The 13,267-nt window shown below is 64.3% G+C and carries 11 protein-coding genes and 3 tRNA genes; 2 read left to right on the forward strand and 12 right to left on the reverse strand.

Annotated features, from left to right (window positions below; all coding sequences use genetic code 11):
• Window positions 1–3: 3 nt before the first annotated feature.
• The 9 genes from nuoF to M1D34_RS09295 all read right to left on the reverse strand — a co-directional run bounded on the left by nuoF (window position 4) and on the right by M1D34_RS09295 (window position 5,748).
• On the reverse strand, window positions 4–1,308 hold the full coding sequence (gene nuoF, locus M1D34_RS09255) for an NADH-quinone oxidoreductase subunit NuoF (protein ID WP_003531839.1): 1,305 nt from the start codon (window positions 1,306–1,308) through the stop codon (window positions 4–6).
• Window positions 1,309–1,322: 14 nt separating this feature from the next.
• The gene (gene nuoE / locus M1D34_RS09260; protein ID WP_010969146.1) at window positions 1,323–2,150 is read right to left on the reverse strand and encodes an NADH-quinone oxidoreductase subunit NuoE; all 828 of its coding nucleotides are present in this window, start codon (window positions 2,148–2,150) and stop codon (window positions 1,323–1,325) included.
• 16 nt (window positions 2,151–2,166) lie between these two features.
• The gene (locus tag M1D34_RS09265; RefSeq protein WP_003531834.1) at window positions 2,167–2,421 is read right to left on the reverse strand and encodes a hypothetical protein; all 255 of its coding nucleotides are present in this window, start codon (window positions 2,419–2,421) and stop codon (window positions 2,167–2,169) included.
• Entirely contained in the window at window positions 2,421–3,611 is a 1,191-nt protein-coding gene (locus M1D34_RS09270) for an NADH-quinone oxidoreductase subunit D (protein WP_003531832.1), read from the reverse strand. The genes M1D34_RS09265 and M1D34_RS09270 overlap by 1 nt, the downstream gene beginning before the upstream one ends.
• Window positions 3,612–3,667: 56 nt before the next feature.
• Window positions 3,668–4,273 carry an NADH-quinone oxidoreductase subunit C gene (locus M1D34_RS09275; protein ID WP_003531830.1) on the reverse strand — a complete coding sequence of 202 codons (606 nt, stop codon included), beginning with the start codon at window positions 4,271–4,273 and terminating at the stop codon, window positions 3,668–3,670.
• Window positions 4,274–4,290: 17 nt separating this feature from the next.
• Window positions 4,291–4,869 carry a NuoB/complex I 20 kDa subunit family protein gene (locus M1D34_RS09280; RefSeq protein ID WP_003531828.1) on the reverse strand — a complete coding sequence of 193 codons (579 nt, stop codon included), beginning with the start codon at window positions 4,867–4,869 and terminating at the stop codon, window positions 4,291–4,293.
• Window positions 4,860–5,225, reverse strand: a complete 366-nt coding sequence (locus tag M1D34_RS09285) for an NADH-quinone oxidoreductase subunit A (RefSeq protein WP_003531826.1) — start codon at window positions 5,223–5,225, stop codon at window positions 4,860–4,862. The genes M1D34_RS09280 and M1D34_RS09285 overlap by 10 nt, the downstream gene beginning before the upstream one ends.
• Window positions 5,226–5,525: 300 nt before the next feature.
• Window positions 5,526–5,602: transfer RNA gene (locus tag M1D34_RS09290), tRNA-Asp, on the reverse strand.
• A gap of 69 nt (window positions 5,603–5,671) precedes the next feature.
• Window positions 5,672–5,748, reverse strand: a tRNA-Asp gene (locus tag M1D34_RS09295).
• A 443-nt stretch (window positions 5,749–6,191) separates the two neighbouring features.
• Between M1D34_RS09295 and M1D34_RS09300 the strand changes: the two genes are divergently transcribed.
• Window positions 6,192–6,267, forward strand: a tRNA-Val gene (locus tag M1D34_RS09300).
• A gap of 984 nt (window positions 6,268–7,251) precedes the next feature.
• Here the strand turns inward: M1D34_RS09300 and M1D34_RS09305 are convergent.
• From M1D34_RS09305 to M1D34_RS09315, 3 genes are all read right to left on the reverse strand, one after another.
• Window positions 7,252–7,650, reverse strand: a complete 399-nt coding sequence (locus M1D34_RS09305; protein ID WP_498778786.1) for a (R)-mandelonitrile lyase — start codon at window positions 7,648–7,650, stop codon at window positions 7,252–7,254.
• Window positions 7,651–7,738: 88 nt separating this feature from the next.
• Window positions 7,739–11,200, reverse strand: coding sequence for an ATP-binding protein (locus M1D34_RS09310; RefSeq protein WP_498778787.1), 3,462 nt, complete (start codon window positions 11,198–11,200; stop codon window positions 7,739–7,741).
• Window positions 11,200–12,492, reverse strand: a complete 1,293-nt coding sequence (locus M1D34_RS09315) for a metallophosphoesterase family protein (RefSeq protein WP_498778789.1) — start codon at window positions 12,490–12,492, stop codon at window positions 11,200–11,202. The genes M1D34_RS09310 and M1D34_RS09315 overlap by 1 nt, the downstream gene beginning before the upstream one ends.
• Window positions 12,493–12,746: 254 nt before the next feature.
• Between M1D34_RS09315 and M1D34_RS09320 the strand changes: the two genes are divergently transcribed.
• Window positions 12,747–13,220, forward strand: coding sequence for a MarR family winged helix-turn-helix transcriptional regulator (locus tag M1D34_RS09320; protein WP_003531815.1), 474 nt, complete (start codon window positions 12,747–12,749; stop codon window positions 13,218–13,220).
• Window positions 13,221–13,267 lie beyond the last annotated feature (47 nt).

Consider the following 13,267-nt stretch of genomic DNA (forward strand, 5'->3'; position numbering starts at 1 on the left):
TTCTTACTCCGCCGCCTCCAGCACGGCGCCATGCGAGGTCGCATTGCGCGTGTATTCGTCGATCCGCTTCTCCATTTCCGGACGGAAATGCTTGATAAGGCCCTGGATCGGCCATGCCGCCGCATCGCCGAGCGCGCAGATCGTGTGGCCCTCGACCTGCTTCGTCACGTCGAAGAGCATGTCGATCTCGCGCTTCTGGGCGCGGCCTTGCACCATGCGCTCCATGACGCGCATCATCCAGCCGGTGCCTTCGCGGCAGGGCGTGCACTGGCCGCAGCTCTCGTGCTTGTAGAAGGCCGACAGCCGCCAGATCGCCTTGATGATGTCGGTCGACTTGTCCATGACGATGACGGCAGCCGTGCCGAGGCCCGAGCCGAGCTCGCGCAGGCCGTCATAATCCATGATCGCGTCCTTCATCTGCGCGCCGGGCACGCAGGGGACCGAAGAGCCGCCGGGGATGACCGCCAGCAGATTGTCCCAGCCGCCGCGAATGCCGCCGCAGTGCTTCTCGATCAGCTCATGGAACGGGATCGACATCGCGTCCTCGACCGTGCATGGGCGATTGACGTGGCCGGAAACCGAATAGAGCTTGGTGCCGTGGTTGTTGGGGCGGCCGAAGCTCGTGTACCAGCCGGCGCCGCGGCGCAGGATGGTCGGCGTCACCGCAATCGACTCGACATTGTTGACCGTCGTCGGGCAGCCATAAAGGCCCATATTCGCCGGGAAAGGCGGCTTCAGGCGCGGCTGGCCTTTCTTGCCTTCGAGGCTTTCGAGCAGCGCCGTCTCCTCGCCGCAAATATAGGCGCCGGCACCGTGATGCACGTAAATGTCGATGTCGTAGCCGAGCTTGTTGTTCTTGCCGAGCAGGCCGTATTCATAGCATTCGTCGATCGCCGCCTGCAGCGCTTCGCGCTCGCGGATGAACTCGCCGCGGACGTAGATATAGGCGGCATGCGCACCCATGGCGAAGCTCGCAATCACGCAGCCTTCGATCAGCGTGTGCGGATCGTGGCGCATGATGTCGCGGTCCTTGCAGGTCCCGGGTTCGGACTCGTCGGCATTGACGACGAGATAATGCGGGCGCCCATCGCTTTCCTTCGGCATGAAGGACCATTTGAGACCGGTCGGGAAGCCGGCGCCGCCGCGGCCGCGGAGGCCGGAGGCCTTCACCTCGTTGATGATCCAGTCGCGGCCCTTTTCGAGGAACTGCTTCGTGCCGTCCCAATGGCCGCGCGCCATCGCGCCCCTCAGCGACTTGTCCTTGAGGCCGTAGATGTTGGTAAAGATGCGATCTTCATCTCTAAGCATGGGGTATCACCTCTTCACCGCGGCTTCTTCGCGGGCTTCGACTTATCGACCGTTTCGCCCTCGATCTTGACGTTCTTCGCCGCCGCCTTCCTGGCGGTGGCCGGCGTCTTCAAGGTCGGGTTGGTGACGTCCGTCGCGGTCGACGGCTTTGCCGCATTCGACGGAGGCACGCTCACCGCCTGTTCGTCCTTCGCCTTGCTCGCGCGGACCGATTTCTTCTCTTCGACCGGCTCCGGCGCCTGCAACGTCGTCAGGCCGCCGATCGGCGCGGAATAGACGCGGTCGATCTGCGGGCCCGGAACGACTTCCGACCCTTTGCCGGCCTCGAAGCGGTCGATGATCTCCTCGAGCCGCTCCGGCGTCAGATCCTCGAACGTGTCCTTGAAGATCATGACCATCGGCGCGTTGACGCAGGCGCCCTGACATTCGACCTCTTCCCAGGAAAGCGTGCCGCCCTCATTGAGGGTGAACGGTTCGCTGGCGATCTTCTTCTTGCAGATCTTGATCAGGTCTTCGGCGCCGCGCAGCATGCAGGGCGTGGTGCCGCAGACCTGGACATGGGCACGCGTTCCGACCGGCTGCAGCTGGAATTGCGTATAGAAGGTAGCGACTTCGAGGACGCGGATATAGGCCATGCCGAGCATGTCGGCGACCGACTCGATCGCCGCCCTCGTCACCCAGCCATCCTGCTCCTGAGCGCGCATCAGCAGGGGAATGACCGCCGACTGCTCGCGGCCTTCGGGATATTTCTTGATCGTTGCCTCGGCCCAGGCAGCATTTTCCTTGCTGAACGCGAAGGCCGCTGGCTGGACTGTGTCTTCGGCTAGTCGACGAACGGACATTCTAGTGGACACCTTATCAGTTAATCGAACCGCACCGCGATTTCGTCAGCGAGACAAATTCGCAGGCATAGGCTGACTGGTCTTTCTGCAAAAACACGATGTAGCGCGCGCCGTTGTTGACGGCTGCCTTGATCTCGTAGCCCCTCGACAGGAGCGCCGACATGCTGCCGCCCCTGAGCGCAGCGGACGACTCGCTGCCGACGTCTTCCTGGGCCGAAGCCCCGGAGGCGAGCGCAAGAAGTCCGACAGCGACGAGCGGCACCAGACGCATCAGCGATCCACCTCGCCGAAAACGATATCGAGGGAGCCCAGCACGGCCGAAACATCGGCAAGCTGGTGTCCGCGACAGAGGAAGTCCATCGCCTGAAGATGCGCGTAACCCGGAGCGCGGATCTTGCAGCGATACGGCTTGTTGGTGCCGTCGGAGACCAGATAGACGCCGAACTCGCCCTTGGGCGCCTCGACCGCGGCGTAGACCTCGCCGGCGGGCACGTGATAGCCCTCGGTATAGAGCTTGAAGTGATGGATCAGCGCCTCCATCGACCGCTTCATCTCGCCGCGCTTCGGCGGCACGATCTTGCCGTCGAGCGAGGAGACCGGCCCGATCTTGGCATCGCCGAGCAGGCGATCGACGCACTGGCGCATGATACGCGCCGACTGGCGCATTTCGATCATGCGGATGAGATAGCGGTCGAAGCAGTCGCCGTTCTTGCCGATCGGAATGTCGAACTCCAGGTCGGAATAGCATTCATAGGGCTGCGAACGGCGCAGGTCCCAGGCCGCACCCGAGCCGCGCACCATCACGCCCGAGAAGCCCCAGGCCCAGGCGTCTTCGAGGCTGACGACGCCGATATCGACGTTGCGCTGCTTGAAGATGCGGTTGCCGGTCAGAAGCTCGTCGATATCGTCGACGGTCTTCAGGAACGGGTCGATCCAGTTGCCGATGTCTTCGACCAGTTGGTGCGGCAGGTCCTGATGTACGCCGCCCGGACGGAAATAGGCCGCGTGCATGCGCGCGCCGCAGGCCCGCTCGTAAAAGACCATCAGCTTCTCGCGCTCCTCGAAGCCCCAGAGCGGCGGCGTGAGCGCGCCGACGTCCATGGCCTGAGTCGTCACGTTGAGGAGATGCGACAGGATACGGCCGATCTCGGAATAGAGAACGCGGATCAGCTGACCGCGGATCGGCACTTGCGTACCGGTCAATCTCTCGACCGCAAGCGCGAAGGCGTGCTCCTGGTTCATCGGCGCGACATAGTCGAGCCGGTCGAAATAGGGTATCGCCTGCAGATAGGTCTTGGCCTCGATCAGCTTCTCCGTGCCGCGATGCAGGAGGCCGATATGCGGATCGACGCGCTCGACGATCTCGCCGTCAAGCTCCAGCACCAGACGCAGAACGCCGTGCGCCGCCGGATGCTGCGGGCCGAAGTTGATGTTGAAGTTGCGGACGTTATGTTCGGTCATACCGATTGCTCCAGGCCGGATGGCGTCCTTCGCGGACTGCCGCGGGCCGACTTAATTCAGCGTGGTCTCGCCTTTTCGTCGCCGGGCAGCACGTATTCCGTGCCTTCCCAGGGCGAAAGAAAGTCGAAATTGCGGAATTCCTGCTTCAGCTCGACGGGTTCGTAGACGACGCGCTTGGCTTCGTTGTCGTAACGCACCTCGACGAAACCGGTCAGCGGGAAGTCCTTGCGCAGCGGATAGCCTTCGAAGCCGTAGTCCGTCAGGATGCGCCTCAGATCCGGGTGACCGGTGAAGAGGATGCCATACATGTCGTAGGCTTCGCGCTCGAACCAGTCGGCGCCGGGGAAAACTGACGTCGCCGACGGGACGGGCTCGTTCTCGCCGGTCGCAACCTTCACGCGGACGCGCTGGTTCTGGCGCGGCGAGAGAAGATGATAGACGACATCGAAGCGGTCCGGGCGCTGCGGATAATCGACCCCGCAGACATCGATGAAGCTGACGAAACCACACTGGACGTCGTCGCGCAGGAAAGTCAGGAGCGCGATGAGGTTCTCGGCTTTCGCCGTCACCGTCAGTTCGCCGTATTTGACCTCCGCATCGGCGATCAGCGCGCCACGCGCCTCGCGGAGATAGGAGGCAAGCTCGTTCAGGGCTTCACTCATCTTAAGTTCCCCTGCCCTTAGCGCTCGATCGTGCCGGTCCGGCGGATCTTCTTCTGCAGCAGAAGCACGCCGTAAAGCAGCGCTTCTGCCGTGGGAGGACAGCCAGGCACATAGATGTCGACGGGCACGACGCGGTCGCAGCCGCGCACAACCGAATAGGAATAGTGGTAGTAGCCGCCGCCATTGGCGCAGGAGCCCATCGAGATCACGTAACGCGGCTCGGGCATCTGGTCGTAGACCTTGCGCAGCGCGGGCGCCATCTTGTTGGTGAGCGTGCCGGCGACGATCATGACGTCGGACTGACGCGGCGAGGCGCGCGGCGCAAAACCGAAGCGTTCGGCATCGTAACGCGGCATCGACATCTGCATCATTTCGACCGCGCAGCAGGCGAGACCGAAAGTCATCCACATCAGCGAACCGGTTCGGGCCCAGTTGATCAGCTCGTCGGTCGAGGTGACGAGAAAGCCCTTGTCGGCGAGCTCGTTGTTGATCTCGCCGAAGAAAGCGTCATTGCTGCCGATCGGCTTGCCGGTCGCGGGATCGAGGATCCCCTTGGGCTGCGGCGCAACGAGCGTGGTGCCGGATGCTAATTCCATTCCAGCGCTCCCTTCTTCCATTCATAGATAAAGCCGACCGTCAGGACCAGAAGGAAGACCATCATCGACCAGAAGCCGAACCAGCCCATCTCCTTGAACGAAACCGCCCATGGGAAGAGGAAGGCGACTTCGAGATCGAAGATGATGAAAAGGATCGACACGAGATAGAAGCGGACGTCGAACTTCATGCGGGCGTCGTCGAACGCATTGAAGCCGCACTCGTAAGCCGACAGTTTTTCCGAATCAGGCGCCTTGAAGGCGACGGCGAAAGGAGCGACCAGAAGTGCGAGGCCGATCACCAGCGCGATCCCAATGAAAATCGCGATCGGTACGTAGGAACCGAGAAGTTCTGTCATTTTATCCGTCCCTGCCTGCGGAGGGCGCCATGAAAGCGCTTCAACGAAGAATGCCGCAGGCCGAAAAGCATGTTGCAACGCCAGAGTGGTTAGCGCAGCCGGCGCCCGGGCGCAAGCCTCGAAGGGGCATTTAAACCGGTTCGCGGCGCATAGCGGACATGCGCCCACCGCGGGATGCGGGGCAATGCGCGCAATCGCGGGAAACCGCCTCCCGGCGCCAGGAATTCCGCGGCGAGACACTTTGCCGCAATGCAAAAAAAGGAAGTACCGAAAAAGGGAGACGGCCACTCGAGAAGAGAATGGCGCGAGTGACGGGGCTCGAACCCGCGACCTCCGGCGTGACAGGCCGGCACTCTAACCGACTGAGCTACACCCGCGCATTATGGCCATCGCTGGCCATTATCTCATCATCGGCACTTTTTGAGAATGCCGCAGTCTTTCAAGAGTGGCGCGAGTGACGGGGCTCGAACCCGCGACCTCCGGCGTGACAGGCCGGCACTCTAACCGACTGAGCTACACCCGCATCTCTTGACGTTCCAGACGCGCTCGCGCGCCCCTGCCCGAAGCGGCCTTGCCGTTCGATGAGCGGCTAACTAAGCGGTTCGCTTTGGGGTGTCAAGCGCGATTGAAAACAAATCCGTGACGGAACGTTTTTTGGTCCACAGCATGTCTTTTCGGAAGGATTTGGCCGCCTGTGGAAGCACACTCCAAAGGTGAGCACCCGTTCACCCCCTCGGGGGCTCGCCCTCCTTATATATATGCGGGCCCAGCGGAGCGACCAACAATGCGCCGCCTGCCTCGATAACTGCCTCTCGTCGCCGCCCTATTTGTCCACAGGCTTCATAACGGGCGCCCCGGCCCGCGATAAAAAATTCGAAAAAATCGCTCGAACGCTCTTGCGGTTTTCGCCGGTTACGCATAGATCACGCCCACCGACGCGGCGGACACTTGTCCGGCAACGCGAGAGGGCGATTAGCTCAGTTGGTAGAGCGCCTCGTTTACACCGAGGATGTCGGGAGTTCGAGTCTCTCATCGCCCACCATTTTTCCATATGACAGGCAATGTTTGCGCAGACGGCTCCCGCGAGTCGTCTCTTTTTGAAGCCGCAGCGATGCCGGACGCCGCGCTGTCTGCGTAGCGCACGCCCTCCGACCGTCATTCCTGTGCCTGCCACAGGAAGCCAGCAAGGCCAATTCCTTGGGCGAACAGGCTTTTCCGCGCCGCAGACGCGGCGCTGCTGGATCCCTGTGACGAGCACAGGGATGAGGAGGAGAGAGTGCCGTCCCTCAGAGCACCTCCCGTAGGCCGTACGGAAGGTCAGGAGACTGCGCGCGTATCCCCAGGCGAACGTTGATGTAGCCCCGCAACCCCCACTCCCTCATTCCTGTGCTTGTCACAGGAATCCAGCCAGCCCAAGTCCTTGGGCTGAAAAACTCGCAGGCGATGGGCGAGCGGTGACCTGCCGGGAGGCAACGGATAGGGCTGGTTTCGTCGCCCCTCATCCGGCCTGCCGGCCACCTTCTCCCCGCAAGCGGGGCGAAGGGGACTCGCGGCGTGGCTCTGCCCTCAGCCGCTCACGGGGGAGCGGCGGGCCCGAGGCTTGCCCCTTCTCCCCGTCATACGGGGAGAAGGTCGCGGCAGCGGGATGAGGGGCTGCCACGAATCGAAAACACCCGGCGCAGCAGCTCCGTTATCCCTCCCGCCATAAGCGTGGATAAGCTCGGGGACCTTCGACATCGTTACGTAGGACCGAATAATCCGCTACCCGCCCCTCATCCGGCCTGCCGGCCACCTTCTCCCCGCAAGCGGGGCGAAGGGGACTCGCGGCGTGGCTCTGCCCTCAGCCGCTTACGGGGGAGCGGCGGGCCCGAGGCTTGCCCCTTCTCCCCGTCATACGGGGAGAAGGTCGCGGCAGCGGGATGAGGGGCTGCCACGAATCGAAAACACCCGGCGCAGCAGCTCCGTTGCCCCTCCCGTCATAAGCGTGGATAAGCCCGGGGGCCTTCGACATCGTCACGCACGACCCCTACCCGCCCCGATACTGCTCCTCCGTCACATGCTCGAGCCAGTCCACCACCTTGCCGTCGAGCGCTTCCTGAATCGCGATATGCGTCATGCCGGTATCGGACGCGGCGCCATGCCAGTGCTTTTCTCCCGGCGGGAACCAGACGACGTCGCCGGCGCGGATCTCGCGCAGTTCCCCGCCCCAGCTCTGCGCCAGGCCACGGCCTGCGGTGACGATCAGGGTCTGGCCGAGCGGGTGCGTGTGCCAGGCGGTGCGTGCGCCGGGCTCGAAGGTCACGGTCGCGCCGCGTACCCGTGCGGGTGACGGCGCCTCGAAGGCTGGGTCCACGCGCACGGAGCCGGTGAAATATTCGTCCGGGCCGCGCGCCGAGGGTCTCGATCCGCATTCGAAGATTTCCATTGGAGCCTCCTTTGAGGGACTTCGCCGGGCCAGCCGACGGGTGTTGCAGGGCCAAGGCGCATGCAGCTTACCTCCTTCCGGCAAGCGGCTACAACCGGTGGATCGTCACGCCCGGGCAGGCGCTCCGCGCAATGTCGCAAAGATGCTCGTGGTGGGTCAGATAGATCACCTGCCCGACATCGGCCATTTCCGCCATCAGCTCGAAGGCGCGGCCGGCGCGGCCGTCGTCGAAGGTTTCCATGATGTCGTCGGCAATGAAGGGCAGCGTCTCCCGCGTCGCCGCGACCTCGTGGTAGCCGGCGATCCTGAGCGCGAGATAGAGCTGGAAGCGCGTGCCCTTGGAAAGATCGCGGGCGAGCTTCGATCCGCCGGCGGCGGTATTGGCGATGAGGAATTCCTGGCCCTTGTCGGCTTGCGTCGAGAGACCGGAATATTCGCCACCGCTGATATGCATGAAGGTTCGCGAGGCGCGCTGCATCATGGCGCTGCGGTGGCGCTCGCGAAACAGCCTGAGCGCCTGTTCGGCGGCGATCACGCCCGCGCGCAGCCGGAGATAGCCGATCGCCTTGCTCTCGATGTCGAGAAGCAGCGTGCGGCGCCGCTGTTCGAGCTCCGCCACCCGGTCGCCGCCCTCGACGGCGGCAAGCGCCCTCTCCCGGGTCCTGACATCGGCGTGCAGCTCGCTGACATCCCGGTCGGCCGCGTCGATCGCCTCCTCGAGCCGCGCGAGTTCCAGGCCGAGCTCCCGGTCGTCGAGTTCGGCGAGAAGCGCTTCGGCCTCGGCGGCGGTCGCGACGCCGAGCCGCGCGGCCAGATCGCTTTCCATTTCCCAGCATCTCTGCCGCAGCCGCTGCTCTTCGCGGGCGGCTTCCAGGCAGGCGGCCGCTTCGTCGAGAGTCCCGCAGTCGAAGAAGTCGAGGACCCTCTGCCTGTTGGCGGCGTGGAGCCGCTCCTCGGCGCGCAGCGAGTCGAGGCTCTCCTCCATGCGCTCGATATTGCCCTGAAGCGCCAGGCGGCGCTCCTCCTTCTGAAGTGCGGCGCCAACGCGATCGCGCACCGCGGAAAAGAGCGTGAGAACATCGCCGGCCTGTGCTTCGCCCAGTACCGCGGCCAGGCCCACGACGCTTTCAGTGAAGGCCGCCTGATCCCTGCGCATGCCCGCCACGCGATGGTCGAGCTCCGCCTTCTTCTGCATCAGCTTGTCGAGGTCCTGAAGCACGGCGAGCACGGGGCCGATTTCCTGCGGCTGCGGCCGCTCCACCTGCCGGGAAAGCCATGTGCCGGCGAGCGCCTCATCCCATTCCCCGCACCAGGACGCCATCGCAGCCTCCGCGGCCGCAAAGACGGCCCGCCGCTTTTCGAGCGCCTCCGAGGCACGTTGGAACTGCGCCACGGCATTCCGGTAGGCCGCGGATGCGGCCTCGACGCGGGAGGAGACAAGTTCCGCCACCGCGAGCAAGGCGTCGAGCCGCTCCGGCAGCGAATCGGTGATCCCGAGCCGCGCCAGCTCCGCCCGAAGGCTGCAGACCGCCGCCTTCTCTTCGGCGACCGCCCGGTCGCGCTCCTTCAGCGCGGTGCGCAGTTCGCCGCGCAATTCGAGCGCGGATGCGCGGGCCGCAAGCCAGGCCTCCAATTGCGGCAGCCCCGTTATGCAAGGCAAGCCACAGGCGCGTGCGGCGGTGCCGATCTCGGCGCTCAGCCTCTGCCGCTGCTCCTCCGCGGCTTTCCTTTGCGCGTCCAGCGACTGTAGGCGGGCGCGCCGCTCGGTGACGGCAAGCGTCAGGCTGCGTATCTCGGCCACGCGCTCCGCCTGGGCAAGCCGAAGCGCCGTGATTGCATCATGCTCGTTCAGTGCGGTCTCGAATGCGATCGCCGTCTGCTCGCCGAGATCGGCACGATGTCTCTGCCAGGCAGTATCGCGGCGCCGCCTCAGTTCGCAAACGGCCGCGTCATCCACGACGCCGCCATTGGCCGCAATGGCGGCAAGGCGCGCCTCGTCTCCGGCCTGGCGCTCGCTTTCATCGGCGATCCTGTCGGCGAGGCGCAAGCGCCGCTCCGCCTCGGCGTGGTCCTCGGCCCGCCACGCTTCCACGACGGCCGGTGCCGGAGCGGGAAGCGCGGCCAGATCGTCGATCGTACCGGCGAAGGGCCGCAATTCATCCAGTCTGTCGCAAATCGCCGCCTCGAGCCGGTCGATCTCTCTTGCCGACGACTGCTGGCGCAACAGGCAATCGCTCTGCCGGAGGAGATGCACGCGTTCGGCGAGGAACGCCGGGTCGGCCGCCCCCTCCTTCAGCCGGGCGACTTCGCGCTCGGCGTCGCCGTGGTTCCCTTCGGCGGTTTCCGTCTCCTCCCGCGCCGATGCCAGCCTCTCCGAAAGGCTTGCATGCCGGCGCACCAGATCCTGCAGGCGGACGGCGCGCGCCGCCGGCAGCAGGAGCGAGGCGAGATCGGGATTGCCCGCCTCGCCGAGGCGGACGAGGCAGGCATCGATCTCGGCGGCCGTCTTCGCAAGTTCCTCCAGACGCGCCGGCATGTCGCGGTCGGCCGTCAGATAGCGGGCTTCGAGGGCGGTTTCACGCAGAGCCCCGAACCGTTCCGCGATCGCGAGCGCCTGCTCGTCCCGAGGCAGCCCGGCAAGCTCTTCGCGCCGCCGGGTGAGTTCCTCGTGCACCTGCCGGAGCGCCGCGGAGATTTCCGCATCGCGCCGGCGAAGAACCGGCAACTCCTCCTGCCACTCCGCCGGCGGCACCGGCAACGAGTCCCGCCCGGCAAGCTCCTGCCTTGCGCCGCGAAGCCGCGCGAGAAGCGGCAGGGCGTCGCGCTGACCGCGCATCCTGTCCCGGTCGGCGCGCAACTCGTTGCGCAGCCTCGCCGCCGCCTCGTGGCGTGCGCGCATGCTCGCCAGGGCCTTGCGGAGTGCTGCATATTCGCGTGCATTCACGTCGATCTCGTTCCGCTCCGCCTTCAGCGCATCGAGCTCAGCCTTCAGTTCGGCAAGCTGGTGCTTGCGCGCCTGCGGGCGGAAGAAGGAATCCGCTTCGGCTCGAAGCCCGGCAAGCACGGCGGTGCTGTCCGGCAGACCGGAACTCGCGGAAAACAGAAGGGACCCGAGTTCGCCCTCGCTCTTCAGTATGGCTTCCCCGCCCTCTTCGATGCTGTCGTCGTCGAGCGAGAACATCGTGCTGTAGGTTGCCCGGTCGATGGAGCCGAGGGCTGTGGAAAACAGGCCGTCGGGCAGCGGCTGCTCGTCCGGGCCGATCAGGCTGTTGGCATTGCGCTTGATGCGGTAGGCGTGATGCAGGCGGTTACCGGCCGCGACGATGCCGCCGATCCGCATCGTCTGATAGGGATGCAGGAAGCCGTAGGGGCTCGAACGTTCTATGCCGAAGATGAGATCGAGGAAGCCGGAGAAGAGGGTCGACTTGCCAGCTTCGTTCGGGCCGTAGATAAGGTGAAAATCCGGCTCGCCCAGCTTCGCCTCGCCGAAATCGAGATGCCGCTCCGTGAATTTGCCGTAGCGGACGAGCTCCAGTCGCTGAAGCCGCATCAGTCGGTGCCTCCGGCGCCGGCACGGCCGTGAAGATGCGCCAGCACATCCGCACTCCCCGCAAGCGCTGCCTCCAGCGCCAGCCGCTCCAGCGCCTCTTCGTCGCCCGCCAGCACTTGCCTGAGTTCAGGCGGCAATTGCTGCAGGAGCTCCTTGGCAACGCCGCTCAGTTCGGCGCGAAAGCCGAAGGAGGGCAGAACGTCGTTTTCGACGAGTGCCGCCAGTTCGCCGACCGGATCGGCCGCATTTTGCTCCGCATTGCCGGTTGCCTGGCAGCTCATTTCCGTGTTCTCGATCCAGCATCCGCCGATCCCGGCCGCGATGTTGACGATCTCCGCCTCCAGGAGATCCGCGTCGCGCCTGAGGCGCCAGGCAAGCGGCGTCGCGCCCGTCAGCGTCAAGCGCAGGATCAGATTGTCCGCCGCCACGTTCTTTCGAAGGAGGATCAATTCACTGGTCACCGCATCCAGCATGTCGCGCCAGTCCGCAATCCCGCTCACGTCGATCTCGTGTCGCTCGAACGCGGCGGTGCCGGTCGGCCGTTCATCCAGCGCAACCAGCCCTTCATCGTCGATCGTCACGACCGTGACGCCCTTCGTCCCCGCTTCGTTGATGTCTCGGCCCTGCGGCATGCCGGGCATGACGATGAAGGGCTTCTCGCAGTGCACCTGCCGCTGGTGGACATGGCCGAGGGCCCAATAATCGAAACCGTGCCGCTGAAGCTCGGCGACGCTGCAGGGCGCGTAGGGGTCGTGGGCCACCGATCCGGAGAGGCTGGTATGCAGCATGCCGATATTGATGCCGCCGGCGACCGGCGGATGAAACTGGGGCAGCAGGCTTTCCGGAGCGTGGGGGTCGGCAAAGCTCACGCCGTGGACGTGCACCGTGCGGCCGTTCGCAAGCGTCTTGACATGAACCGTCCTGCTCTTGCCGGCAAATACATGCACCGAAGGCGGCAGGGTGAGCTCGCGCGTCACCTGCGACTGGGAATCGTGATTGCCGCGAATGATGAACGTCCGGATGCCGGCCTCGTCGAGGCGCCGAAGCTCGCCCGCCAGGAAGAGCGCCGTGTTCATTGAAGTCTGGCTGCCGTCATAGAGATCGCCGGCGATCAAAAGCGCATCGACGCTTTCGGCAATGCAGAGATCGACGATGCGGACGAGCGCATTGCGCGTCGCGCTTCGAACGAGCCCGGCAAGCTCCGCATTCCGGAGTGCCAGGCTGCGCAAGGGCGAATCGAGATGGAGGTCTGCGGTGTGAACAAATCGGAAGGGCATGGCCGGGCGGACCATGGCCCGGCGCCGCCGCTTTCGTCAATGGCCGCAGGACCGGGTATCCACGGAATGCTTGAATGCGAGCAGCATCGCAACGCCAACTGCCGGCAACTCTTCGCTTCACAAACAAAGGCATCGCGAGCAGGAAGCGTTTCTTACAGCCGGCGGTCATTCCCAAGTTTTAGGTGGTTTTGGTCGACAAATGCGGCAATTGTGACTATCAATAATGTCACTGCCATTTCACATGGCCCCTCATAATAACTCATAAGGTCATGAAGAAGACATTCGAGGTTTCCGACAAGCTGTTCGAGCTCTACCATCGCGTTCATCGGCTGGTGAACGAGTCCATGACGGAAGAAGGCGTATCGCTTGCCAGGAGCAAGTTCCTGTTCTTCCTGAGCAAGCTCGGACCCTGTCGGTCTACCGACATAGCCTGTGCGCTGAATTTCGCTCCGCGAACGGTTACCGAGGCGATCGACGGACTGGAACGCGACCGTCTGGTCATGAGAAAGCCCGACCCCGAGGATCGCCGCGCGAAGATCGTCTCGATAACAGAGACCGGCCGGGCCGTACTTCAGGCTGCAGAACATCCGCGCAAGCAGCTCATCGAAGAGATCTTTTCGGCGCTCGACGACGAGCAACTCGACCAACTCTATGACATCGTCAGCAAACTCGTCGAGAAAACCGACGATATCCGCAAGCGCAAGGAAGAAGCGGAAGCCGCCGAGATTGCCGTCGCGCGCTAGATCACGATGTTTTTAGGTCGGATCGACCTAAAAACATGAACGTGATC

It is taken from the genome of Ensifer sp. D2-11 (assembly GCF_054161295.1).